The sequence below is a fragment of the Halomonas sp. TD01 genome (assembly GCF_923868895.1).
Classification (GTDB): domain Bacteria; phylum Pseudomonadota; class Gammaproteobacteria; order Pseudomonadales; family Halomonadaceae; genus Vreelandella.
Map to the genome: position 1 here is coordinate 1,195,598 of NZ_OV350343.1, position 24,059 is coordinate 1,219,656.

At 49.9% G+C, this 24,059-nt stretch carries 23 protein-coding genes; 10 read left to right on the forward strand and 13 right to left on the reverse strand.

Going from position 1 to position 24,059, the window contains the following annotated elements; genetic code table 11:
• Nucleotides 1-87: 87 nt before the first annotated feature.
• From gyrB to dnaA, 4 genes are all read right to left on the reverse strand, one after another.
• Nucleotides 88-2,508 carry a DNA topoisomerase (ATP-hydrolyzing) subunit B gene (gene gyrB, locus L1X57_RS05655; RefSeq protein ID WP_009723352.1) on the reverse strand — a complete coding sequence of 807 codons (2,421 nt, stop codon included), beginning with the start codon at nt 2,506-2,508 and terminating at the stop codon, nt 88-90.
• Nucleotides 2,509-2,547: 39 nt separating this feature from the next.
• Nucleotides 2,548-3,651: a DNA replication/repair protein RecF gene (recF, locus tag L1X57_RS05660; RefSeq protein WP_039868943.1), complete on the reverse strand. Its 1,104-nt coding sequence runs from the start codon at nt 3,649-3,651 to the stop codon at nt 2,548-2,550.
• 106 nt (nt 3,652-3,757) lie between these two features.
• A complete protein-coding gene (gene dnaN, locus L1X57_RS05665) occupies nt 3,758-4,861 on the reverse strand; it encodes a DNA polymerase III subunit beta (protein WP_009723350.1) in 1,104 nt (367 codons plus the stop codon).
• A gap of 55 nt (nt 4,862-4,916) precedes the next feature.
• Nucleotides 4,917-6,383: a chromosomal replication initiator protein DnaA gene (dnaA, locus tag L1X57_RS05670; RefSeq protein WP_009723349.1), complete on the reverse strand. Its 1,467-nt coding sequence runs from the start codon at nt 6,381-6,383 to the stop codon at nt 4,917-4,919.
• 534 nt (nt 6,384-6,917) lie between these two features.
• Here dnaA and rpmH point away from each other — a divergent pair.
• From rpmH to mnmE, 4 genes are all read left to right on the forward strand, one after another.
• Nucleotides 6,918-7,052 (forward strand): 50S ribosomal protein L34, encoded by a 135-nt coding sequence (rpmH, locus tag L1X57_RS05675; protein ID WP_009723348.1) that lies wholly within the window; start codon nt 6,918-6,920, stop codon nt 7,050-7,052.
• Nucleotides 7,053-7,065: 13 nt separating this feature from the next.
• A complete protein-coding gene (gene rnpA, locus L1X57_RS05680) occupies nt 7,066-7,467 on the forward strand; it encodes a ribonuclease P protein component (protein ID WP_083817057.1) in 402 nt (133 codons plus the stop codon).
• A gap of 129 nt (nt 7,468-7,596) precedes the next feature.
• Nucleotides 7,597-9,282: a membrane protein insertase YidC gene (gene yidC, locus L1X57_RS05685; RefSeq protein WP_009723346.1), complete on the forward strand. Its 1,686-nt coding sequence runs from the start codon at nt 7,597-7,599 to the stop codon at nt 9,280-9,282.
• Nucleotides 9,283-9,383: 101 nt separating this feature from the next.
• Nucleotides 9,384-10,754: a tRNA uridine-5-carboxymethylaminomethyl(34) synthesis GTPase MnmE gene (mnmE, locus tag L1X57_RS05690; protein ID WP_009723345.1), complete on the forward strand. Its 1,371-nt coding sequence runs from the start codon at nt 9,384-9,386 to the stop codon at nt 10,752-10,754.
• 37 nt (nt 10,755-10,791) lie between these two features.
• On the opposite strand, the gene L1X57_RS05695 is transcribed toward mnmE, so the two are convergent.
• From L1X57_RS05695 to rdgB, 4 genes are all read right to left on the reverse strand, one after another.
• Nucleotides 10,792-11,637, reverse strand: coding sequence for a 23S rRNA (adenine(2030)-N(6))-methyltransferase RlmJ (locus L1X57_RS05695; protein ID WP_009723344.1), 846 nt, complete (start codon nt 11,635-11,637; stop codon nt 10,792-10,794).
• Between the two features lie 95 nt (nt 11,638-11,732).
• Complete coding sequence (locus tag L1X57_RS05700; protein ID WP_009723343.1) at nt 11,733-12,407, reverse strand: OmpA family protein; 675 nt, start codon at nt 12,405-12,407, stop codon at nt 11,733-11,735.
• 48 nt (nt 12,408-12,455) lie between these two features.
• The gene (gene hemW, locus L1X57_RS05705) at nt 12,456-13,625 is read right to left on the reverse strand and encodes a radical SAM family heme chaperone HemW (protein WP_009723342.1); all 1,170 of its coding nucleotides are present in this window, start codon (nt 13,623-13,625) and stop codon (nt 12,456-12,458) included.
• Nucleotides 13,618-14,226: an RdgB/HAM1 family non-canonical purine NTP pyrophosphatase gene (rdgB, locus tag L1X57_RS05710; RefSeq protein ID WP_009723341.1), complete on the reverse strand. Its 609-nt coding sequence runs from the start codon at nt 14,224-14,226 to the stop codon at nt 13,618-13,620. The genes hemW and rdgB overlap by 8 nt, the downstream gene beginning before the upstream one ends.
• Before the next feature lie 284 nt (nt 14,227-14,510).
• Here rdgB and L1X57_RS05715 point away from each other — a divergent pair, with 284 nt between their 5' ends.
• The 6 genes from L1X57_RS05715 to L1X57_RS05740 all read left to right on the forward strand — a co-directional run bounded on the left by L1X57_RS05715 (nt 14,511) and on the right by L1X57_RS05740 (nt 19,175).
• Nucleotides 14,511-15,203, forward strand: coding sequence for a response regulator transcription factor (locus L1X57_RS05715; RefSeq protein ID WP_009723340.1), 693 nt, complete (start codon nt 14,511-14,513; stop codon nt 15,201-15,203).
• Nucleotides 15,204-15,226: 23 nt separating this feature from the next.
• Nucleotides 15,227-15,706: a CsgE family curli-type amyloid fiber assembly protein gene (locus tag L1X57_RS05720; protein ID WP_009723339.1), complete on the forward strand. Its 480-nt coding sequence runs from the start codon at nt 15,227-15,229 to the stop codon at nt 15,704-15,706.
• Nucleotides 15,706-16,122 (forward strand): curli assembly protein CsgF, encoded by a 417-nt coding sequence (locus L1X57_RS05725; RefSeq protein WP_009723338.1) that lies wholly within the window; start codon nt 15,706-15,708, stop codon nt 16,120-16,122. Before L1X57_RS05720 ends, L1X57_RS05725 begins: the two co-directional genes overlap by 1 nt.
• Before the next feature lie 72 nt (nt 16,123-16,194).
• The gene (locus L1X57_RS05730) at nt 16,195-17,025 is read left to right on the forward strand and encodes a CsgG/HfaB family protein (RefSeq protein WP_009723337.1); all 831 of its coding nucleotides are present in this window, start codon (nt 16,195-16,197) and stop codon (nt 17,023-17,025) included.
• Nucleotides 17,026-17,282: 257 nt separating this feature from the next.
• Nucleotides 17,283-17,831 carry a hypothetical protein gene (locus L1X57_RS05735; RefSeq protein WP_009723336.1) on the forward strand — a complete coding sequence of 183 codons (549 nt, stop codon included), beginning with the start codon at nt 17,283-17,285 and terminating at the stop codon, nt 17,829-17,831.
• 60 nt (nt 17,832-17,891) lie between these two features.
• Nucleotides 17,892-19,175 (forward strand): hypothetical protein, encoded by a 1,284-nt coding sequence (locus tag L1X57_RS05740; protein ID WP_009723335.1) that lies wholly within the window; start codon nt 17,892-17,894, stop codon nt 19,173-19,175.
• Nucleotides 19,176-19,229: 54 nt separating this feature from the next.
• On the opposite strand, the gene L1X57_RS05745 is transcribed toward L1X57_RS05740, so the two are convergent.
• The 5 genes from L1X57_RS05745 to L1X57_RS05765 all read right to left on the reverse strand — a co-directional run bounded on the left by L1X57_RS05745 (nt 19,230) and on the right by L1X57_RS05765 (nt 24,047).
• Nucleotides 19,230-19,607 carry a hypothetical protein gene (locus tag L1X57_RS05745; RefSeq protein WP_009723334.1) on the reverse strand — a complete coding sequence of 126 codons (378 nt, stop codon included), beginning with the start codon at nt 19,605-19,607 and terminating at the stop codon, nt 19,230-19,232.
• Nucleotides 19,608-19,695: 88 nt separating this feature from the next.
• Nucleotides 19,696-20,976, reverse strand: coding sequence for a glutamate-1-semialdehyde 2,1-aminomutase (gene hemL, locus L1X57_RS05750; RefSeq protein WP_009723333.1), 1,281 nt, complete (start codon nt 20,974-20,976; stop codon nt 19,696-19,698).
• Between the two features lie 36 nt (nt 20,977-21,012).
• The gene (thiD, locus tag L1X57_RS05755) at nt 21,013-21,822 is read right to left on the reverse strand and encodes a bifunctional hydroxymethylpyrimidine kinase/phosphomethylpyrimidine kinase (protein WP_009723332.1); all 810 of its coding nucleotides are present in this window, start codon (nt 21,820-21,822) and stop codon (nt 21,013-21,015) included.
• Entirely contained in the window at nt 21,822-22,253 is a 432-nt protein-coding gene (hemJ, locus tag L1X57_RS05760) for a protoporphyrinogen oxidase HemJ (RefSeq protein ID WP_009723331.1), read from the reverse strand. Before hemJ ends, thiD begins: the two co-directional genes overlap by 1 nt.
• A gap of 9 nt (nt 22,254-22,262) precedes the next feature.
• Nucleotides 22,263-24,047, reverse strand: coding sequence for a chloride channel protein (locus L1X57_RS05765; RefSeq protein WP_009723330.1), 1,785 nt, complete (start codon nt 24,045-24,047; stop codon nt 22,263-22,265).
• Between the last annotated feature and the right edge of the window lie 12 nt (nt 24,048-24,059).

Consider the following 24,059-nt stretch of genomic DNA (forward strand, 5'->3'; position numbering starts at 1 on the left):
ATTAGAAGCGGCGTTTTGTTTTTCATCTGACTGCGTTTGTTAGTGCTTATCGCACTGTTTCACGTGAAACACGTGGTGACGAACGCATCAGATATCAAGATTAGCAACTAGCGCATTGGTTTCGATAAATTCACGACGAGGCTCAACTTCATCACCCATCAACGTGTTAAACATCATATCGGCTGCTACCGCATCTTCAATGGTTACTCGCAGCATACGACGGCTGTCGGGATCCATGGTGGTTTCCCATAGCTGATCAGGGTTCATTTCCCCAAGCCCCTTGTAGCGCTGGAAAGAGAGGCCACGCTGCCCCTCTTGCATTAACCAAGCCAGCACTTCGGAGAAGTGCGAAACCGGCTTCTGACGCTCGCCACGGGCGATGTAAGCACCTTCTTCAAGCAACCCGTTTAACGTCTCGCCAAGGCCCGTAATGGCGCGGTAGTCAGTGCTTTCAAAGAAGTCCAGGCCCCACACATACTCAGTAGTCACGCCGTGGGCAATTAATGACACTGCTGGTAAATGCAAACCACGCTCGCTATCTTCCTGCAGGAAGAACTGGTAACGCGGACCACCTTCATACGCCACCATGTCATCCATTGCTTTCTGTAGCTCAGCAATCCAATTTTCCATGGTGATGCGGTCTTTAAGACTTACTTCACCTTGAAGCGCAGTTACATGTACAGCCTCCTTGAGTACCGCAATGGGGTAGACCCGAGCAAGGCGATCAATCCGTTTCATCACATTTCGGTACTGAGTAACCAACGCTTCTAGTTGTGAACCGGCAATCCCTGGCGCATCAGCATTTACATATAACCCTGCCCCATCCAGAGCCGTGGTGGTCAGGTAGTCGGTCATTGCTTGCTCATCTTTCAGATAGAGCTCTTGCTTACCCCGCTTAATTTTATAAAGCGGAGGCTGAGCAATAAAGATGTGACCGCGTTCAATCAATTCAGGCATCTGACGGAAAAAGAACGTTAGCAACAATGTGCGGATGTGCGAACCGTCAACGTCGGCGTCAGTCATGATAATGACCGAATGATAACGTAGCTTATCGGGGTTAAACTCCTCGCGGCCGATACCACAGCCTAGCGCAGTTATCAGAGTGCCGACTTCTGCAGATGACAGCATCTTATCGAAGCGTGCTTTCTCAACGTTTAGTATTTTACCTTTCAGCGGCAGAATCGCCTGGGTACGACGATCACGCCCCTGCTTAGCACTACCACCAGCCGAGTCACCCTCCACCAGATACAGTTCAGATTGGCTTGGATCTTTCTCTTGGCAGTCGGCAAGCTTGCCAGGTAGCCCAGCGATATCAAGCGCCCCCTTACGGCGAGTCATATCCCGCGCTTTACGTGCGGCTTCTCGTGCACGTGCAGCATCTAGCATCTTATTAACAATCGATTTAGCTTCGTTAGGCTTCTCGATCAAATAGTCGGCAAATAGCCGACCCATTTCCTGTTCAACCGCCGTTTTCACTTCACTGGAAACCAGCTTATCTTTGGTTTGAGACGAGAATTTCGGATCAGGGACTTTAACAGAGATAATGGCGGTCAAGCCTTCACGAGCATCATCACCCGACGTATTAACCTTAGATTTTTTCAGCAGCCCCTGCGTTTCGATGTAATGATTCAACGTTCGCGTTAGTGCTGCGCGGAAGCCAGCTAAGTGGGTTCCACCATCCCGCTGAGGAATGTTATTGGTATAGCAGAAAATGCTTTCCGTGAAAGAGTCGCACCACTGCATAGCCACTTCCACCTCAACGCCATCTTCACGCACAGCATTGAAGTGAAAGACTGGATTAAGCGCTGTTTTGTTCTTATTCAAGTGGTCAACAAATGCTTTCAAACCACCTTCATAATGGAACAACTCCTCTTTTCCATTGCGTTCGTCCAACAAGCGAATGGCAACGCCGGAATTCAGGAATGAGAGTTCGCGTAGGCGTTTAGCAAGAATATCAAAGTGAAATTCAATATTCGCGAAAGTGTCAGGTGATGGGCGAAAGTGCACGCGGGTGCCGCTTTTTTCGGTTTTACCTACAACACCCAACGGCGCTTGAGGCACACCGTGACGATAGACCTGCTCAAACACTTCACCCTGGCGCCAAATTGTTAATCGCAGCTCTTCTGAAAGTGCGTTAACAACTGACACACCTACACCGTGTAGGCCGCCTGATACTTTATATGAATTATCATCGAACTTACCGCCAGCATGCAGCACTGTCATGATAACTTCTGCTGCTGAGATGCCCTCACCCTCATGTAACTCGGTAGGAACCCCACGGCCATCATCGCTTACAGTCACCGACTCATCCGGGTGGATAACCACGCGAATTTCACTGCAGTAACCTGCCAGAGCTTCATCGATGGAGTTATCCACCAGCTCGAAAACCATATGGTGCAGCCCGGTGCCGTCGTCGGTATCGCCGATATACATGCCTGGGCGCTTGCGCACTGCGTCTAGCCCTTTGAGCACCTTGATGCTTGATGAATCGTAAGCCTGCTCGCTCATTGACCACTCCGTCGTGAAGTCTGTCTCGTTCCGTGTCGCCTACCCGTCCGGCAGTAATTGGCTTAACCCTTGGTCGGACTGTTTCACGTGAAACATCCCGACATCTGTTGAGGGTTCCCATATACCACGAAGCGCGGAGGGTTCGACGCTAGTAATAAATGCCTGACACTGCATCTTTTCAAGTAAATTGCAAAACCGACCTTGGTGCGTGCTATCTAGCTCCGCTGGCAAATCGTCGATCAAGTAAATGCAGTGTCGTTGTGTGGTACTTTCCAGAAGCCGCCCCTGGGCAAGCTTTAACGCACTAACCACCAGCTTTTGCTGGCCTCTGGAAAGGACTTCAACAGCGGGCTGCTTGTTTAATCTGATTCGTAAGTCCGCACGCTGCGGGCCCTGCTGGGTAAAGCCCATTTGCTGATCCGCTTGGCGACTATCCTGTAACACATCTACAAGAGCGCGTTGCTTATCCCAACCTCTTGCATAACGTAGCGTTAAACCAGGTAAAGAGATCAGCTCTTTCAGGGTTTCATCGAATACCGGCAAGAACTCACTGAACCATGTCTGCCTGAGCGTATCCATCTGTTCACCCCAGATCGCCAACTCCTGCTCCCATACCGCTATTTCGCTAGGCACTATTCTACCACGCCTAAGGAGCGCATTCCGATGTTTCACCGCGCGACGCGTTCGCTTCCATGCGTCGAGAAAGGAGTGTTTCACGTGAAACACTCCCCAATCTAAAAACTCTCTTCGCCCTGCGGGCGACCCTTCAAGGAGACGAAAGGCATCTGGATTTATTAGCTGCAATGGCATAGCCTCAACCAATTCTGCTAAGCGAACACCTTTCTCTCCCCGCAGACGCAGCTCCAGCTCGCGCTGTGCACGCATTCTCCTTACGCCAAGCGTAACCTCAGGGTCTCCCGCCAAACGGCCGTAGAGCGTCATATAGGGCGCTTCCGCCTGTATTGCATGTTTCAGCTGACGGGTGCGGAAAGAGCGCCCCATTCCCAAGATGTGAATACCTTCCAATAGGCTGGTTTTACCACTGCCATTAACGCCGTATATCAAATTAATACGGGATGAAGGACACATCTCAACTGGCGCTAAATTACGCAATCCCTGAAGATTTAACCGAGTCACACTCATTAACGATTGCCGGTGAATAAGACCATAAAATCTACCATCCTTGTAAAACGCGAAAACGGCGCTTCTGCCATCAGAAGCGCCGCCCTCAGTTAGCCACCTATTACGGTTATAACCGCATCGGCATAACAACGTAAAGCGCATCACCGCCACCGGGCTCTTCTAACAGCGCACTACTATTGGGATCCGCCAGCGTCATCTGCACTCGATCCTCGTCCAGAACCGACAGTACATCTACCAAGTAGCCAACGTTAAAGCCAACTTCCATGGCACCGCCATTATACTCAACGGCCACATTCTCTTCGGCTTCTTCCTGTTCAGGGTTGTTGGCCATTACCTTAAGGTTGTTTTCCTCAAGATATAGCCGCACACCACGATATTTCTCATTAGAAAGAATAGCGGTACGAGAAAGCACTTGACGCAGTTCAGCACGCTCAGCAATCAGTACTTTGTCACCATTACGAGGCACCACACGCTCATAGTCAGGGAACTTGCCATCAATCAGCTTAGAGGTAAACGTAAAGTCGCCGGTATGAGCGCGAACGTGGGTTGAACCCAAGGTAAGACTTACCGGCTCATCGCTGTCATCCAACAAGCGGGAAAGCTCTAGGATGCCTTTACGCGGCACAATAAGCTTTTGCGCTTGGTCAACAACAATATCGATAGGCCGTGAGCACATGGCTAAGCGGTGCCCGTCAGTCGCAACGGTGCGCAATAAGTTACTTTGAATTTCAAGCAGCATGCCGTTTAGATAATAACGTACGTCCTGCTGAGCCATTGCAAAAGACGTTGACTCAATCAAGTGCTTCAATGTACCACGAGGCACACTAAGTTCCTGACTGCCATCAGCATCTTCAATATTCGGAAACTCTGCCACGGGCAGCGTCGATAACGTAAAGCGCGAACGGCCACTACGCAGCACGGCACGCCCCTCTTCTACCGCCAACTGGATCTCTGATTGATCAGGCAACGATTTACAGATGTCCATCAGCTTACGAGCAGGAACCGTGGCAGCGCCCTCTTGATCGACTTGGCTAGCCACAGTACGACCTACTAGCTCTACTTCTAGGTCGGTACCGGTTAATGCTACCTGATCCCCTTCTACTTGGATCAGTACGTTAGAAAGCACTGGTAGCGTTTGGCGCCGTTCGACTACGCCCGCCACCAGAGTCAGCGGGCGAAGCAGTGCCTCTCGGGAAATAGTAAATTTCATCGGTACTCCGGTTTCTATCCTGAAAGGCCCGCAGTGCAGGCCCAAACGATAACGGTTAACTAGTTAGCAGGCGAAGGAGATTCTTATAATCTTCACGAATATCCGCATTTTCTTCTTGCAGCGCTTTTACCTTACGACAAGCGTGCAACACGGTCGTGTGATCACGGCCGCCAAAGGCATCGCCTATTTCCGGCAAGCTATGATTCGTCAGCTCTTTTGCTAGCGCCATAGCAACTTGCCTTGGCCGCGCAACGGAACGAGAGCGGCGTTTAGAAAGCAGGTCAGCGACTTTAATTTTGTAATATTCAGCAACCGTTCGCTGAATATTATCAACCCCTACCTGCTTATCTTGTAACGCCAATAGGTCTTTAAGCGATTCGCGAATAAAGTCCTGGGTAATGGTTTTACCCATGAAATGCGAGTCTGCAATAACTTTTTTCAGTGCGCCTTCAAGCTCGCGAACGTTTGAGCGAATCTTTTGGGCAATAAAGAAGGCAGCGTCGTGTGGGAGATCAACTTTCGCCTGATCTGCTTTTTTCATCAAAATTGCTACGCGGGTTTCAAGCTCTGGTGGCTCAATAGCCACTGTCAGGCCCCAGCCAAAGCGTGATTTCAGACGCTCTTCCACACCGCTAATTTCTTTTGGGTAGCGGTCAGACGTAAGAATCATTTGCTGGCCACCCTCTAATAACGCATTAAAGGTGTGGAAAAACTCTTCCTGGGAACGCTCTTTACCAGCAAAAAATTGAATATCATCAATAAGTAGCGCATCAACACTGCGATAAAAGCGTTTGAAGTCGTTGATCGCATTTAACTGAAGTGCTTTCACCATATCTGCGACAAAGCGCTCAGAGTGTAGGTATACCACTCGGGCATTCTCACGGCGGCCAGCCAAAGCGTTACCAACCGCATGCATCAAGTGTGTTTTACCTAAACCAACGCCACCATATAAAAATAGCGGGTTATAGGCGCCGCCAGGATTTTCAGATACCTGACGGGATGCAGCACGGGCAAGCTGGTTCGATTTACCCTCAACAAATGTATCAAAGGTAAAATTAGGATTAAGACCACTACCATGTTTAAGGCTGCCTTCAACCTGCACCTGTCGCTCATTAACGCGCCGACCCGATGACTCCTCCCGCAGTTGATCAATTTCACGTTCATCAGCAAGGTCTCCCCTTGGCGGTGTATGAACCGCGGGCGATGTTTGCCTTGAGGGAGACGCTGAGACCGGGTTACCTAAATCTCTCGGCTGTGGAGCAGGTGCTGCCACACGGCGGCTACCTACCGTCAAACTGACTTTGGGAGGCTTGGATGGTGCAAGCTCGCGCATCAGCTCGCTGATACGCTTTGAATACTTATCACTCACCCAGTCGCGCACAAAGCGATTCGGCGCCAACAAGCGTAGCTCATTGGTCTCTCCTTCTTCTGCCTGCAGCGGACGTATCCAGGTATTGAACTGCTGTGAATTCAGTTCGTCCTGCAGGTAGTCCAGGCACTGTTGCCAAAGCGCGAGTGACACTCATCTCACCATCGGTTGAAAACGGCCGACCATTGTAGCGCCCAACGAAGCGGTTATCCACACGCACTCAAGCCTCTTTTTGACCTGTGGACAACTATTCATAAGAGATAAGGAAAAACTGGTAATGGATCAAGGACAAAACTGATCTGAGGTGTTTTATAACCTGTTGAACACATCAAATTAACAGCTTATTTAAAGCTTATCCGAAGGTTATGCACAGATTTTTTATGATTTTAAGATGTTGATAAAAATCAGCTAAAATGGCTTATCCACAATAAGTATCCCCACTATTAATAACAGTAATCTTTAAATAACTTCATTAGTAATAGTAGTGTCACGACAAAGAGCCACGATAGCGATGCACAAAAGGCTCCCATTGCCTTTTTCATGCTTTTTATGCAAGGAAAAATTGCACCTGACGCGGGAAGTCTCTACAATTTCCGGTCTTGAATTGAAACTCCCCGGCTGGTTCCTCACTGGACCGGGTCTTTTGGAATTCACTTTCCGTCCTAAACCACGTGGGAATAACGAGTTATGAAACGCACTTTTCAACCAAGCGTTCTCAAGCGCAAGCGCGCGCATGGCTTCCGTGCTCGTATGGCAACCAAAAACGGCCGTGCCGTTATCGCACGCCGCCGCGCCAAAGGCCGCAAGCGTCTGAGCGCCTGATCTCGGATTGCGTGTGCCGCATCAAGGCTTTCCCCGGTGCTTACGTTTGCTAAACGCTGGGGATTTTAGTCACGTGTTTGAACAAGCAGACCTGAAGGTTCATGGCAAAGGTATGATGGCGCTAGCGCGTTTGAGTACCCGGGGACATCCCCGCGTTGGACTGGTGGTCAGCAAAAAAAATGTGAAGCTCGCTGTTGATCGCAACCGCTTCAAGCGACTCGTTAGAGAGTCTGTTCGCCTCCGCCAGGATCACCTGCCCTCTGTGGACATCGTGATATTGGCAAAGCGTGGTGTACAAGATATTGATAACGAAACGCTTACTCGCCAGCTAAATGGCATGTGGAAACGACTTCAGCGCGACGCACAGGCGGTGTCTGTATCTCCCCCGCCTAATGGCGTAACACGTGACGCTTGACGACACACCTCGCCGCTCGACCTCGGCCTGCCGCCTGGCAGGCTTTCGTGTGTCATGGGTCGAGTAAATGAGGTCGAGTAAATGACACTGCGCCATTAGCATGTTCACCACCCATCGGGCAGAACCCTCATGGACGTAAAACGACTTTTATTACTGATTCCACTGGCAGTACTTGCCTACTTATTGGTTGTACAGTGGAATCAGGATTATGGGCAAACAAGCGTCGAATCGACGCCTGAAATTACCCAAAGCAGCAACGGCCCATCCGCCAATAATGTTGGCAGTGATGATTTATCGGTTCCTAGTTCGTCAGCTCCCCAAAATGCCATCAGTGAAGGCATGCCCGGGGAAGCGGAAAGTGACTCGTCAAGCCGAGACTTTATTGCTGTTACTACCGACGTTCTCGACGTACGCATTGACCCACATGGTGGCGATATTGTGTACGCAGCCCTACCGCAGCATAAGCTAACGCTGGATTCAGATCGTAACTACGTGTTGCTTTCTGATAACTCAACGCGTAGCTACGTCGCTCGTTCAGGTCTGCAACTCGACGGCCAGGCTAGCCGCATTGCCTTCACGCCCGAGCGTACCGAGTACCGCTTAGGCAATAATGAAGAGCAGCTAAGTGTTGATTTAACAGCGGAAGTTAACGGCGTTGAAGTTATTAAGCGATTGACGTTTGAGCGTGGCAATTACGCTGTCAACGTTAGTTACTACTTAGCCAACAACACCGAATCACCGATTAGCGCACGCTTTATCGGTCAGCTAGCTCGCGATAATAGCCCTGACCCTTCAAGCGGTGTTGCGATGGGTATGAACTCCTACCTGGGAGCGGCTTACTCAACGCCAGACACGCGCTACGAAAAAATCGACTTTGACGACATTCAGAGCCATAACTTTGAAAATCGTGAAGCGCAGGGCGGCTGGGTTGCGATTATTCAGCACTACTTCGTCTCAGCCTGGGCACCGGCGCAAAATCAGCAGAATCTCTACTATGTCACTACCGATTCACGTGATCGTAATGTCGTAGCGTTTGCTGGCCCCACTAGCAGTGTGGCCGCTGACGGCGAAGCAACTCTAAGCGCAACGCTGTATATGGGGCCCAAGGTTCAAGACTATCTTGAGCAAGTCGCTCCCAACCTACGCCTAACTGTAGATTATGGTTGGCTGTGGTTTATCGCCAACCCACTGTTCTGGTTACTAGATAAGATCCACGACATCGTTGGCAACTGGGGTTGGTCAATTGTACTGCTGACCGTACTAGTGAAATTGGTGCTGTTCCCGCTATCCGCCAAAGCCTACAAGTCAATGGCGCGTATGCGTAAGCTTGGCCCGGAAATGCAGCGTCTCAAAGAGATGTATGGCGATGACCGCCAGAAAATGTCTCAAGAGATGATGAAGTTCTACCAGAAGGAAAAGATCAATCCTCTGGGCGGCTGTTTACCAATTCTGGTGCAAATGCCGGTCTTTATAGCGCTGTATTGGATGCTGCTTGAGTCTGTTGAGCTTCGCCATGCGCCGTTCATATTCTGGATTCAAGATTTGTCGGTGAAAGATCCGTACTTTATCTTGCCAATTCTGATGGGGATCTCGATGTTCGTTCAGCAAATGCTGAACCCGACACCGCCCGATCCCATGCAGGCGAAGATTATGAAGATGCTGCCGATTATCTTCACCTTCTTCTTCCTGTGGTTCCCAGCGGGTCTGGTTATCTACTGGGTCGTCAACAACATCATCTCGGTGGCGCAGCAGTATTTAATTACGCGTAATATTGAGAATGATCCAAACGTCGGCAAAGGGTTGCGAACCAAGTAATACGCTCCCTTCTCCTACCACCAGACCCCCGCCCTAGCGGGGGTCTGGCGTTTTAGGATGAACAACGCGACAATCTTCGCCATACACCAACGAGAAGCGCCATGGCCGATCGACTTTACACCCAAGACACCATTACCGCCCTGGCAACCCCTCCTGGCCGCGGCGGTGTTGGCATTATTCGCGTGTCAGGGCCTGCCTGCCGCGATATCGCTGCCGCTGTACTGGGCCACTGCCCTTCCCCTCGTTACGCTCACTACGGCCCGTTTTATGCCGCTGAAAGCGTTATTGATGAAGGCATTGCCCTGCTGTTCAACGGGCCCTACTCATTTACCGGTGAGGACGTGCTTGAACTGCAAGGACATGGCGGGCCAATTATTATGGATATGCTGCTTGAACGCTGCCTACAGCTTGGCGCACGACTAGCCCGCCCAGGTGAGTTTTCAGAGCGTGCCTTTCTAAACGACAAATTAGATCTAGCTCAGGCCGAAGCCATTGCCGACCTAATAGACGCTACCTCCCGTTCTGCTGCAGAAAATGCCGTACGCTCGTTGCAGGGGGAGTTTTCTCAGCGCATCTCGGCGTTAGTGGAGCGACTCATCGAGCTGCGGGTATACGTCGAAGCGGCGATTGATTTCCCAGAGGAGGAAATCGATTTTTTAGCCGATGGTCACGTCGCCAACCGTTTAGAGAACGTTCAGCAAGCGCTGACGGCGGTTCGCAAAGCCGCAGGCCAAGGGGCACTGTTACGCGAAGGAATGAGCGTGGTGATTGCTGGACGACCTAATGCCGGTAAGTCTAGCTTGCTCAACGCACTGACCGAACAAGATACCGCCATTGTCACGGACATTGCCGGCACCACCCGTGACGTGCTGCGGGAATATATCCACATTGATGGCATGCCACTGCATATTATCGACACCGCTGGGCTGCGCGACACCCCCGACGCCGTAGAGAAAATCGGCGTTGCCCGCGCTTGGGAAGAGATCGAAAAAGCCGACCGCGTGCTGCTATTGGTAGATGCTTCCACCACTGATGCGACCGATCCTATGACTATTTGGCCGGAATTTGTCGCCAGACTCCCCGATCAAACGCGTCTAACACTGGTGCGAAATAAAATTGATACCAGCGCCGAACAAGCTGGTATTGATTTATCCACAACCACACCAACGATAAGACTATCCGCGAAAACTGGTGTGGGTGTGGATAACTTAAAAGCTCATTTAAAAGACATCATGGGGTTTTCTGCGACTACCGAAGGACGATTCTCAGCCCGTCGTCGCCATTTAGACGCCTTAGATCGCGCCATGGCTGCACTAGAAACCGGTCGCGCCCAACTAGATGGCTACGGTGCCGGAGAACTGCTGGCCGAAGACTTGCGCGACGCCCAGCAGGCATTAGGCGAAATTACCGGTGAATTTAGCGCTGACGATTTGCTCGGCGAAATTTTCGGCAGCTTCTGTATTGGTAAATAATCATTTGCTTTGATAGATAACGGTGGTGGCCAACCAGCTATTCGCCTACCAGCCACTCTGAACGATAGTCACTTTCCGAGCCTAGCAGCGGCGTTATGTTTGCCATCGCCGCCGCTAGACGCTCATCTAAGCCCCAGGGCGGGTTAATCACCAGCATTCCACTACCGTACATGCCATGGCTTTGTTCGTTGGGCGTATGACGATGAAGTTCACTGCGCCAAATTTTACGTATGCCACTCTCTCTCAAGCCGTTTAACAGAGTGTGATGGTTGCCTGCCGGTAGCAGTGGATACCATACCAGTAGCACCGCATGACGTACTTTTGCAAGGCTATATGTCACCGCGTCGACCACCTCCTGATATTCCGCTTTACGTTCGTAGCTAGGGTCAATCAACACACACAAACGAGGCGTTGTAACAGGCACCAGCTCGCTTAAGCCTGCTAGGCCATCTCCATAAATTCTCTGCGCCTGCGGGGGAAGCGATTGGGTGCTTAAGTGCTCATGCTCACCAGGATGAAGCTCAAATAGCGTAAGGCGGTCTTGCTCACGAAGCGGCTGAGAGAGCCACCAAGGCGAGCCAGGATAATGGGTAAGCTCGGAAGCATGGGGCTGGGCAGACCCTAGCGTGGCTAGCCAACCGTTTAGTAAAGGATCCGTTAGCTGTCCACTTGCTTGCCATAGAGGCCAGATGCCCTCACGGTACTCTTGAAGCCGCTGAGTCTCTTTAGTACCAAGGGGATAGAGACCTCGCCCCGCATGAGTATCTATATATGTAATGGCTGATTTTTTACGTAATAAATAATCAACCACCGCGTAAAGCGTTAAATGTTTCTGCACATCGGCAAAGTTACCGGCATGGTAAGCGTGTTGGTAGGACAGCATAGTCGCTCGCTAACAATGAATCGAAAAAATGCCCGCTATGTGATCATAGCGGGCATTCATCGGCAATGCTGAGGTTAGCTCATAAATCGTTAGCGTTAACCCTGGCCATTTCCCGTGGGGGTTAAGGTGATCTCAACACGGCGGTTTTGCGCACGGCCTTGTTCAGAATTATTGCTAGCAACCGGCTGATTTGCCCCATATCCCATCGTGTTTAATCGAGCAGAGGATACGCCGTTTTGGCTAAGGTAATTACCCACGGACTGAGCACGGCGCTCAGACAGACGCTGGTTATAGTTTGCATCTCCGGTGCTATCAGTGTGGCCAGCAATGTTGACGCGGGTATCCTGGTACTGAGTCAGTACATTGGCAACTTGGTTAAGGGAGTTGCGTGCCTCACTGGTAAGGTCGGCAGAGTCGAAACCAAAAGTAACGCCACTGGGCATATTAAGCACAATATCGTCACCACGACGATCAATCTCAATACGTGAGCCCTGGAGATTTTGGCGCAGCTGTTGCTCCTGACGATCCATGTAAACACCTACACCGGCACCCGCTGCAGCACCTACCGCTGCACCAATCAATGCGCGGTCACGACGGCTAGTGCTGCCATCGCCAGATAGCGCCCCGGCAGCTGCACCAATGGCCGCGCCAATGCCCGATCCCATCGCAGTGCTAGAGCGCTGCGTCTGACCGCCATAAGGGTCCGAGGTAGCACAGCCAGCTAATAAAATGGCTGCTGCCAGTGGGGTCAGTAGTCGAGAAATACGCATCACTCACTCCTTGATAATCTACAGGGTAATTGCTTTATATATCGCTGATCACTCATCGCTTATTAATGTCAGCAATTCGTTCAAGAATAATAGACCTTGAGGCGATGCACGCAGCTTTTCGGGCATTTCCATTAAAAGTCCTTTTTCGTACGCGCTTTGTAACCGAGCAAGTAACACGGAGTGGGGAAGACCTGTGTGGGCGGCCCAGACCTCCATTGTCACTCCATCCGTTAAACGTAACGCGTTCATCGCGAATTCAAGGGGCAGTTCTTGCGTTGCTATCGGCTGCTTGCCGGCCACAAAGCCACGCGGATCATTTGAACGGCGTAAATACGCCTCTGGCTGACGTGTTTTCCAACGCCTTTCAATATGCCGCTTCCCCTGACTATCGACCGTCGTCAGCTTTCCATGGGCACCCGCCCCGATACCCAAATAATCGCCAAACTGCCAATAGTTGATGTTGTGGCGGCTTTGCTGTCCTGGCTGCGCGTAGGCGGAGATTTCATAGCGCCGCAAACCGGCTTGTTCGAGACGTTGATGCCCCGCTTCCTGAATATCCCAGAGTGCCTCTTCTTCTGGTAACACCGGCGGGTGAGAGAAAAATGCCGTATTGGGTTCAAGCGTTAACTGGTACCAGGAGAGATGCTCTGGTTCCAAGGCTAATGCTTGATCAATATCCTCCATCGCTTGAGCTGGGGTTTGCTTGGGTAATCCATGCATTAGATCAATATTGAGATTATCAAACCCCGCCTCGCGCGCCTGGCGAACAGCATTGACTGCTTCTTGGCCGCTATGAATACGCCCCAAGGCGCTAAGCTGTTCAGGACGAAAGCTCTGAACTCCCAAAGACAACCGATTGATCCCAGCTTCTCGATAACCAACAAAACGCTGCTGCTCGGTCGTGCCAGGATTCGCTTCTAGAGTAATTTCAATAGCAGAAGAGAACGGCAATCGGAGGCGTATCTCTTTGAATAATTGATCATAAAAGTTTGGCGATAACAGGCTTGGCGTGCCACCGCCAATAAATATCGTTTGAATTTCTCGCCCGCTGGCCAGGTGTAAATCACCGTCCAAATCATTCAACAGGGCATTCAGATAAGCGGCTTCAGGCAGCTCACGAGAGCTTGGCTCGTGAGAATTAAAGTCACAGTACGGGCACTTACGTACACACCATGGTGTATGGATATAGAGGGATAAAGGTGGCAATGGCTCAGCCATGCGCCACCTTCAAAAGCTCAACTAAGCCCTGTAATGCCCGGCCACGATGACTGAGACGGTTTTTGGTTTCGCTAGATAGCTCGGCAACACTCATTCCTTGATCCGGTAGCCAGAAAAGAGGGTCATAGCCAAAACCACTGTTACCGCGAGGGTGGGCCAGAATTTCGCCTTCCCAGCTACGTTGCACAATAACTGGCACAGGATCTTCTGCATGGCGCAAATACACCAATACACACCAATAACGCCCACTACGCTGGCCTTCAGCATAGTTACTGAGCGAAGTTAATAACTTTTCATTATTTCGCTCATCACTTTTAGGCTCACCGGCATAACGTGCTGAATAGATACCTGGCGCACCGTGAAGTGCATCCACTTCAAGGCCAGAATCATCTGCTAATGCAGGTAACCCACTGATTTTACTTGCTTCACGAGCTTTCAATAGTGCGTTTTCTACAAATGTAAGCCCCGTTTCTTCCACATCTCGTACACCGAACTCGGATTGCGGACAAACATCGAACCCAAGAGGTGCTAGTAATTGGTTGAATTCTTTTAGTTTTCCTGCATTTCCACTGGCTAAAACTAAGGTACTGGACGAGGCCATAGAGATATCTCCAAAAGGAAGAGTAATGAGTTTACATAGAACAAAATTGCTTCTAAAGCAGACTATTTGTTACCAAATGTAATTATCAAAAACTAATTTATATACCACTTATATTAATAATAAGTACTTTTTAAACATGGTCTTATATGATTTATTCCAAAAAACTATATATATATTCAAATTGGATTTACCAGTTTTCTAATAACAAAACTTTACGGAATGTATCTTATAAGCAACACTTCAAAGAACACCTGCTCACTCTTTCTTTCCACGAGGACTTCCCGATGTCACAGGAAAAGACCATAGGTTTGGTGTATCTCATTACCGAACAAAGTCCGCAGTCACAGCTGTTTGCAGACTATTTGCTCGATCATACTCATTGCTCAATTAGCATTTACTCGCCAGACAGCACCATACCGTCTTCACCTGTCGAACAGCTGCTCATCTTAATCGACAGTGATCATATTAGTGTAGAAGCATTGCCAGACTGGCAAGAGAAGCTGCCAGAAACGCTGGCAAAAACCCCTCTCGCCGCCTTCAATATTCGCGATATGGATCATGCACTGGAAGCTCTCGCTTGTACTCAGTTAAAAGGAATATTTTATCGTAATGAGAGCTTAGAGGTATTTTGCAAAGGTATCCACGCGTTACTCAATGATGAGCTGTGGATGTCTCGGGACTTAATGGCAAAACTAGTTCTTTTTTACCGTAAATACCAAAGCAACGCATTTCGCCCCACCTGTGGTTTAACCAGCCGAGAAATGGAAATCATTTCTTTATTAAGCATAGGTTCTTCTAATCATCAAATTGCCGACAAACTATGTGTTAGCGAACATACTGTTAAGTCTCACCTTTATAATATCTTCCGCAAAATAAACGTGCATAACCGAATTCAAGCGCTTAACTGGATTCATCAAAATCTCGGGCCGATTCTGCCGAATATTGAAACTGCGCGTAGTTTACAGCGCCATCGATAGCCTCCTTCAAAGGTAATATAGCCATGAGTAAACTTCGCTATTTACTGATTGTTTTTATTAGCAGTTTTACGTTAACAACGAGTGGATTAGCAAACGAACAGGAAGAAGTCGAAGCAATAAACCAACTATCAAGCCCAGACGGCCCAGAAATACAAGAACGCCAAAATAGAAGTAGCGAATTAACCGGCGTCATGGTCGACCGTACCGTCACCATGGCTGGCAAGACCTTCTATCGCGCTTTCAGCCAGCGGGCAATGGATAACCTCATCATCGGTAATGCCACGATTACCATTCAAGAGCGTCCCGATGCCCGCTGGGGTAGCCAAATTGCCATCGTGGAAGGCAACCGGATGTACTTCAGAGCACAGCTTTCTCCAAGGATTAGCGAAGCAGACCGCGTAGCAGGAGACGCTGTAGAAATCGTTGAGGAGGCACTCCTCCAGCAGCAGCTGGCATCTGCCCTTACCTCAGATAAAGACTTGGGAAAAGAGGAGTTATTCTAATGAAAAACCGTATAAAAATTAGCTGTGCGACCTTTATAGCAACAATCGGAATAGGAATGAACGCACATTCGGGAGAGTTAATTTATCAACCTATTAACCCTTCTTTTGGCGGCGATCCATTTGTAGGCAGTTACCTACTGGGTAAAGCACAAGCACAAGATACCAACACCGACCCAAATGTGCGAAGTGGTCAAACACTTTCTTCTACTCAACGCTTATTACAAAGCTTAGAAAGCCGATTAATATCGCAGCTAATTTCCGATGTAAGCCGAGGCGAAGTCAGTGAGGGGAGCTTTGATAGCGATGAATTTGGCGTTGTTGTAAGCGATAACAGTGGTCAGTTAGTTGTTAGGGTGGTTGATAAAGTCACTGGAGACGTTACAGAAATTAGCGTTGGCGGTTTATTTAATCCTTAACACTAAAAACAATGCCAACCGCTAAAAACAAGTAATACCGACTAACGCTATCTGCTTTGTCAGGGGATCATTATGAAAATTATCGCCTCAATTGTCATCGCTAGCCTGCTGAGTGGCTGTGCAGGAATGGTGGCAACGTCTGAAAATTTAGAAGGTGCTGAAGCAACACTCACACCTAGAGGGGCTACGTATCAGGATCTTGTATCGCTCCCGCCACCATCAGGAAAGATTTTTGTCTCTGTTTATGATTTCCGCGATCAAACAGGACAATACCGGCCAGCCCCTGCCAGCACATTCTCAACGGCGGTAACACAGGGGGCAGCAGCGATGCTTACCGGTTCGCTATCTGACTCGGGCTGGTTTATTCCACTTGAGCGCGTCGGGCTTCAAAACTTGTTAACTGAACGCCGCATTATTCGCGCAGAGTTCGAACGCTTTGGACAGCCCGATACGCTGCCATCGTTAAGAGCAGCGTCAGTCATGCTAGAAGGCGGCATTATTGCTTATGAATCGAACATACGAACTGGGGGAGCAGGTGCTGAATATTTTGGCATTGGGGCATCAGGCCAGTATCAGGTCGATCAGGTGACGGTTAATTTACGCGCGGTAGAAATATCAACCGGTGAAATATTAGCCAACGTCACCACGACCAAGACCATTTATTCAAAAGAACTACGAGCAGGCGTGTATCGCTTTATTGATTTTAGCCGCTTACTAGAAGCTGAGGCTGGCATTACGGCTAATGAACCTGTCCAGCTCGCAGTAATGTCAGCAATAGAGTCTGCCGTTATTCATCTTATTGCCAGAGGCATTGAAAATCGACTATGGAATCTTGCGCCAGGGGTTAGCCTTCAAGAATCCATTTTAAATGACTACTTAAATGCTCCAATCCCCATGCTGTAGCTTTCTTACAAGGGAACATCATTACAAAAAAAAATTAAAAGCCACTCTTTGAGTGGCTTTTTTAATATCTAAGTACATTAAATCTCAAAAGGCGATAATGTAATCAATGCGTTATTACTATTTTAATCCATAAATATAAAAAAGTATTAAAAAAATAATCGAAACATTAACAAATATTCTTATGGTGCCATTTTTTAAATGGTCCACACTCAATGCATGAAACAAAAAGACACACAAAGTTTCAAAAGGTAATAACAATGAAATCATCAAGCCTTCACTCAGCAACAAGCAAAGTAAGCGTTAAGCGCTATTACGCTTCGCTGATAGTGGCTGGCTTGCTGATAAACAATATTGTTTCAGCAAAAGCTAATAGTGATAACTTTTCAATAGAAGAAAGTACTAGAGTTGCTCAATACGCTCATCAAATAGACATTACATTAATGCAAGAAAATGTGAGCATTATAGAGCAGAGAGGAAACCAAAACCAAGCCAGTACTTTTCAGTCGCGCTCTACAAGTTACCAATCTGCCAACTTCTCTCATATATACCAGCGTGGTAATAATAACCATGCAAACATTACCCAAAACAATGGAAATAATATCGGTGTAATTTGGCAAGTGGGTAATAACCATAACGCTAATATTTCCCAACAAGGTAATAGCCTTTCTTTTAGGGCTGATATTTACCAGTTAGGTTTTAGTGGAGATGTATCAATTTCACAATCGGGCAGTGGCCAACGCGGTGTAAGTGTCCAGCAACAAAACTACTCGGGCAGCGCACGACCGGTCACTATCGATACCTACTGAGTTGCCACCTGCTTCTCAGTAAACAACCAAAGCAAGTTGATCGAAAAAAGGGGAAACACCATGAAACTGCAACTAACCGCAATTGCTGCCGCACTAGCACTTTCCAGCAGCATGGCCATGGCAACAACGATTGTTTCTACCAATAACCTAACTTATACCAGCGCTGGTGGCGGACAAGGCGGTGGCTATGGCGTAGATAACGACAATACGCCTATTGACGACACAGCGTGGGGGCCAACTGTAGGTGGTGGTGTAGGCTTCCCAACTAACTTCCAACCAGATTCCGCTTTCAACAACTACCAGACTGGCCCAAATGGCCTTGATAATATGCCCGGCAGTACGGCAGCAGTAGGTGACAACGACAGTACTATCACCCAAACTGCGACTGGCACCACAGGCAACTCGGCCAGTGTGCTACAGGGTGGTGGAGATCAAAACGAATCCAACATCACACAAAACCAAAGCGGTACAGGCGATGCTTTGAAAGCTGATGTAATACAAAACGGTACGCTTAACCGTTCCGATATTACTCAGGATCTGAGTACTGGCGGTGTTGCCAACGTTATTCAGGCCGGCAACGAAAACCAATCTCGCGTTGATCAGTTCGGTGGCGATGCCAACGGCGCTAGTGTCACCCAAGTGGGTGTTGGTCACAAATCCATTGTGAATCAAGGAGTCGTCGGCGGTGGTGCGGATAATAACGACGCCGTTGCCATTCAGTTTGGCTCAGCTAACCAAAGCTATATTCGTCAGCAATGGGATACCAACCAAGCCTTAGCGGTTCAAGTGGGAAATGACGGTATTAGTCATATCAAACAAGCAGGCAGCAGTAACTTAGCCGTTTTAGCCGATGATGGCTCGTTCAACAGCTCTTACATTCTGCAGGGCGCAGCAGGTACGGGAGATACCAATACCGCCTTAGTTGGTCAGAGCGGAATGGACAATGATTCTTATGTCTCTCAGTTAAATGGAGACAACAACTTTGCTGGAGTGGCCCAGTTAGGTACAGATGGTGAGTCTGATATCTTCCAAAATGGTAGCGGCAATACTGCATTAGTAGGCCAGTTCGGTGAAGGTGACGTTTCTTTCATTATCCAAAATGGTAATGGTAAAACAGCTACCGTTCTCCAGGATGGTGTTGGTATTGCAGGAGCTGAATTCAACGAGTCTTTCATCCTGCAAACTGGCGCCGGCATGCATACTGCAACTGTAAGCCAAACTCATAACCCAGCAAATGGCTGGAACAACATCTCCACCATCACTCAGATAAGTAGTACGGTAAACGCCAATGCCAGCGTAACTCAAGTGGGCAGTGGCAACCGCGCCTCTACCATTCAGTACTAATTCTTGGTTGACCAATGCTCTCAAACCGCCCCTTTTGGGGCGGTTTTTTTATGCTTAACGCACCACTACCGATAGCGTGCCACCTTTACCTTGGGTAGAGGAGCGCGAGCGGTTATTACCTTTCAAGATATTCACGTCTAACCGCTCATCCTCGCTTAGCAGTTTTACTGTGCCTTCTAAGGTGGTGCCTTCAAAGGTAAATTCAGCGGGTACGGTGCCACGTGTTTCGGGGTGTTCGATAGTTTCATCGTTATGAGTGATACGCCACTGGGCTGAAAATTCCGCGCCGGGTGTGCCGCCCATGGTGATGTGGATCTGAGTCATATCCTGCTCCTGTGCGGCCATCCCCGTTAACGGTAGGCCAAGGGTGAGAACAGCGGTTAACAATATGCCGTTAAAACGTGAAGAGTGCCAAGCCGGTTGCCGTTTCATGATTTGGTTACCTCACTAACCACAAGAGCCGCTCAATAGGAGCGGCTCTTGCAGTGTAGCAGTCAGCTGACAGGCTTGTTACCTAGCGTTACATAACGGCAAAGGCTTTTTCTGCCGCATCCAACGTTAGCTGAATATCTTCCGGCGTGTGGGCGCTAGACATAAAGCCTGCTTCATAGGCGGAAGGTGCGAGATAAACACCGTGATCGAGCATGGCACCAAAGAAACGACGGAAAGCATCGGGGTTGCAAGCGGTGGCTTGGGCAAAGTTATCCACACGGGATTGCGACGTAAAGAAAACGCCAAACATGCCGCCTGCAGACTGGGTCATCATCGGTACGCGGGCAGCGTTAGCACGCTCTTGCAAGCCGGTACACAGGGTTTGCACCCGCTGGGTCAGCGCGTCATGGAAACCAGGCACCTGCAGTTTGGTTAGCAGGGCAACCCCAGCGGCCATGGCTAGCGGATTACCGGAAAGTGTACCCGCTTGATAAACCGGCCCCAAAGGCGAGATATTTTGCATGATCTCTCGTTTACCGCCGAACGCCCCGACGGGCATGCCGCCGCCAACAATTTTACCTAAGCAAGTAAGGTCGGGCGTTACACCGTAATGTGCCTGAGCACCGCCTAAAGCGACGCGGAAACCGGTCATAACTTCATCAAAAATCAAAATACTGCCAGATTCATTGCATACCCGGCGCAACGTTTCTAAGAAACCCGGCTGGGGAGGAATGCAGTTCATATTACCCGCAACCGGCTCCACGATAATGCAGGCAATCTGCTCTCCGATCTCTGCGAAGCACGCTTCCACCCCTTCAGGATCGTTATAGGAAAGCGTAATGGTGTGCTCAGCAAGTGATGCGGGTACGCCTGGAGAGCTAGGTTCACCGTGGGTTAACGCGCCTGAACCCGCTTTGACGAGCAATGAATCCGAATGGCCGTGGTAGTTACCTTCAAACTTGACGATTTTGTCGCGCCCCGTTGTCCCGCGCGCAAGGCGAATGGCCGACATCGTTGCTTCGGTGCCAGAGCTGGTCATGCGCACCATTTCCATGGAAGGAATCATTTCACAGATTAGATCGGCCATGGTGGTTTCAACAGCGGTCGGCGTGCCGAAAGAGAGGCCGTTATCTAACCGTGCACGCACGGCAGCGAGTACATCCTGATCGGCGTGCCCGGTGATCATCGGGCCCCATGAACCGATATAGTCTACGTAGCGGTTACCTTCCACATCGAATAAGTAGGCACCCTGAGCACGCTCCATAAAAACAGGTGGACGATGGAGGCCTTTAAAAGCACGAACAGGGGAGTTAACCCCCCCCGGAATGTGGCGACTGGCGAGGTCAAACAGTTCTGCAGATGTGGTCATGGCATCCTCAACATTAATGGCTTACTGCCAATGAGATCAAAAGCGTACGGGGCGTGGCAAGCGTTTCGGTAAACACTGGCCGCTAGGGGGCTGATAACCATGAGACAAACTCTCCCAGGTAAAGTGCTGGGCTTGCTCACAGGCGGTTGGTAAGCGCTCACCAACAGCTAAACGAGCCGCAAGTGCTGAGGCTAATGTACAGCCTGATCCGTGAAATACTTCAGGCAAACGTGGCCACTGCCATTGGCGCGTGGTGTCAGGAGAGTGCAGCGTATGCACAACCTGTTGCGTATTACCCGGCAGTGGATCGTCAGTCGCGGTCACAAGTACACCTTGGCAACCCTGCGACAGTAGTTCAACGGCGCGGGCCGTGTCATCGAGAGGGTCGGTTATCTCAGGCGTCAGTGCAGCAAGCTCAAACCGATTGGGCGTTACTATATCCACAAGCGGTAGCAAACGATCAATATAAAGTTGCTGCAAGGCGGGTGTGGATAACTTAGCTCCTCCACCTGCTTTTAATACCGGGTCTGCGACGACGGGAATTCCAGGGAAACGGCGGATAATTTGTTCCGCTGCCCGCAGTGTCGCCTCATCAGCCAACAGCCCCAGCTTAATAGCCGCAATTTGCATATCACCTAACGCTTCTGCCATTTGCCTCATTGCAGCAGGATCTGCAGGCAGAATACGTATCACGTTATGGCAATTTTGAACGGTCAGCGCGGTTGGAATGGTGACTGCCCAGCCACCACAGGCGGCTATCGCTTCGCTATCAGCCACTAACCCAGCTCCCCCGGTGGGGTCGTGGCCAGCTAACACTAAAACAACGGGAGGAAGAGGTTGGCGCATCAAAAGGGCTTCACCACCGCCAGGATAATAATCGCGATTAACGCAATCACAGGCGCTTCGTTAAACCAGCGGAAAAACACATGGCTTTTGGTGCAGCGGGCTTGATCAAATTGCTTCAAATAAATTAAGCAAACATGATGGTAAGCGATTAGTAGTGCGACAAGCGCTAACTTAGCGTGCATCCAGCCTTGGCTAAACCAGCCAGGCACGAGATAAAGCATCCAGCCACCAAAGATCAGTACAATAATCATCGACGGCGTCATAATCCCACGGTAAAGCTTACGCTCCATGGTTTTAAAGTAAGTGATTGCTTGCTCATCGCCTGTGTCCCGCGCCATGGCGTGGTACACATACAGCCGCGGTAAATAAAACAGTGCGGCAAACCAGGTAACAACAGCCATCAAATGAATGGCCTTTACCCATAAATACATGGTCTCTCCTTAGGCGTTGGGCTCGCGGGGGTCAGTGTAGTGATAATAACGTTCGATAGCGCCACGCGTAATGATACCTGAAATTCGCTGCTGCTTTGGTCGATAACCGTGCACGACATAGAGCGCGCCTAGCGCATTGTCCTGAAGTTTTAGAAACGCTTCTGATAGCGTTGCTTGTAATCCGATAGGTGCCATTTCAAGCCGCTGACCGGGGATCTCAAGTAAGTCAATTCGTTCGTCATCGGGAGGAGCTTCGCCGTGCAGCGCTTCATCATGTTCCAGCAGCCAACGCGCAAGCTCAGCGGCCTTAAGCGCCAGCACGGGTTTTTCTGCGCTAGAGCGCTCAATGACTAGCCACACAGGATTCGTTTCCAACAAACGACGAGCTTGGTCAGGCGTGATCATGCGATCTGTGCGTACTAAATGGCGCTCCATTACCGCCGGCACCGACACCCGCGAAAGCGCCTGCATTAAAGGCTGCTGTAACGGATGCAACCCATAGCGTACCGAGCTAATAAAAAAGCCTTCACAACCAGTAAGCTGACGAGATGTCAGGCAGGCAACCACGACGACAAGCATGCCAGGCAGCATGATATGAGGCGAATGGGTTAGTTCAAGCAACGCCATCAATGCGGCAAGCGGGGCTTGCAATACAGCGCCCATCATCGCCGCCATGCCCAGCATGGCATAAATGCCGGGGTCTGCCGCTTTATCTGGCCATACCCAGCCGCCCAGCATCCCCCCTAGGGCACCCGTGGCAGCACCTACCACCAAGACAGGGCCAATAATGCCGATAGGCACACCACCTGCCACGGTGATGGCAGTAATCAAGAGCTTAGCGATCATCAGTGCCAGCAACACAGTAATGGTCAGCTGATTATTCAACATAGCCGCAACGCTGTCGTAACCAATACCTTGTACTTCAGGAAACCACCACGCAACAGCGCCCGTTATCACCCCGACGGCGCCTAACCTAAGCCATAGCGGCAACTGATGTAAGTGCTGACTACGCGAAATATGAATAAATACGCCCGCTAATAGGCCAATCACCAAACCAATAATAACCACCCAAGGCACATTCATTAACGAACCTAGGGCAACTTCAGGAATGCGAAACGCCGGTTCGTTGCCATACACTAACTGAGCGACCAGTGCCCCCATGGTAGAGGCAAGTATTACCGGCATAAAGCTCATTAGGGTGTACTCCATCATCACCACTTCCATGGCGAAAATCACCCCTGCGATTGGCGTATTAAATGATGCTGATATACCTGCCGCCGTACCGCAAGCAACCAACACCCGTAAACTGTTATTGGGCAAGCGAAGCTTGAGACCTAAACCACTAGATGCCGCTGCGCCCAGATGAATGGCAGGGCCTTCACGTCCCGCTGAGAGGCCACCCAGTACAGACACAACGCCTACCCACCACTGATTAAGCCAGTTGCGCATAGGGAAACGTCCCTGATGATAGGTGAGACGCTCTATAACATGGCCAACCCCTAACTTACGGGCGGCCGCCTTTTGGCGATAAAGCAGCGTGCCAATCAGCGTTACGGCAATAATCGGCAGCAGTGCACGTAGCCATGGCGCTAGCCCTTCAAAGGCCTCAGGATTGCCTTCAGGCATATAAAGTGCAGCGCCTACCTCTAGCAATAAGCGAAAAGCCACCATCACCGCGCCTGTGATCACCCCAGATACTAGCCCCAGCACACACAGCTGAGGCAGGGCATCAACGTTCGCCAACTGGCGACGAAAACTTTCTAAGGTGAAATCCGACCGGGAAAAACGTGCCACAACGTCCGTCCT

Coding starts and splice junctions, on each gene's coding strand:
- gyrB (WP_009723352.1), bottom strand. CDS start 2,508: ATGAGCGAGCAGGCTTACGATTCATCAAGCATCAAGGTGCTCAAAGGG.
- recF (WP_039868943.1), bottom strand. CDS start 3,651: ATGAGTGTGACTCGGTTAAATCTTCAGGGATTGCGTAATTTAGCGCCA.
- dnaN (WP_009723350.1), bottom strand. CDS start 4,861: ATGAAATTTACTATTTCCCGAGAGGCACTGCTTCGCCCGCTGACTCTG.
- rpmH (WP_009723348.1), top strand. CDS start 6,918: ATGAAACGCACTTTTCAACCAAGCGTTCTCAAGCGCAAGCGCGCGCAT.
- yidC (WP_009723346.1), top strand. CDS start 7,597: ATGGACGTAAAACGACTTTTATTACTGATTCCACTGGCAGTACTTGCC.
- mnmE (WP_009723345.1), top strand. CDS start 9,384: ATGGCCGATCGACTTTACACCCAAGACACCATTACCGCCCTGGCAACC.
- L1X57_RS05695 (WP_009723344.1), bottom strand. CDS start 11,637: ATGCTGTCCTACCAACACGCTTACCATGCCGGTAACTTTGCCGATGTG.
- L1X57_RS05700 (WP_009723343.1), bottom strand. CDS start 12,407: ATGCGTATTTCTCGACTACTGACCCCACTGGCAGCAGCCATTTTATTA.
- hemW (WP_009723342.1), bottom strand. CDS start 13,625: ATGGCTGAGCCATTGCCACCTTTATCCCTCTATATCCATACACCATGG.
- rdgB (WP_009723341.1), bottom strand. CDS start 14,226: ATGGCCTCGTCCAGTACCTTAGTTTTAGCCAGTGGAAATGCAGGAAAA.
- L1X57_RS05715 (WP_009723340.1), top strand. CDS start 14,511: ATGTCACAGGAAAAGACCATAGGTTTGGTGTATCTCATTACCGAACAA.
- L1X57_RS05720 (WP_009723339.1), top strand. CDS start 15,227: ATGAGTAAACTTCGCTATTTACTGATTGTTTTTATTAGCAGTTTTACG.
- L1X57_RS05725 (WP_009723338.1), top strand. CDS start 15,706: ATGAAAAACCGTATAAAAATTAGCTGTGCGACCTTTATAGCAACAATC.
- L1X57_RS05730 (WP_009723337.1), top strand. CDS start 16,195: ATGAAAATTATCGCCTCAATTGTCATCGCTAGCCTGCTGAGTGGCTGT.
- L1X57_RS05735 (WP_009723336.1), top strand. CDS start 17,283: ATGAAATCATCAAGCCTTCACTCAGCAACAAGCAAAGTAAGCGTTAAG.
- L1X57_RS05740 (WP_009723335.1), top strand. CDS start 17,892: ATGAAACTGCAACTAACCGCAATTGCTGCCGCACTAGCACTTTCCAGC.
- L1X57_RS05745 (WP_009723334.1), bottom strand. CDS start 19,607: ATGAAACGGCAACCGGCTTGGCACTCTTCACGTTTTAACGGCATATTG.
- hemL (WP_009723333.1), bottom strand. CDS start 20,976: ATGACCACATCTGCAGAACTGTTTGACCTCGCCAGTCGCCACATTCCG.
- thiD (WP_009723332.1), bottom strand. CDS start 21,822: ATGCGCCAACCTCTTCCTCCCGTTGTTTTAGTGTTAGCTGGCCACGAC.
- hemJ (WP_009723331.1), bottom strand. CDS start 22,253: ATGTATTTATGGGTAAAGGCCATTCATTTGATGGCTGTTGTTACCTGG.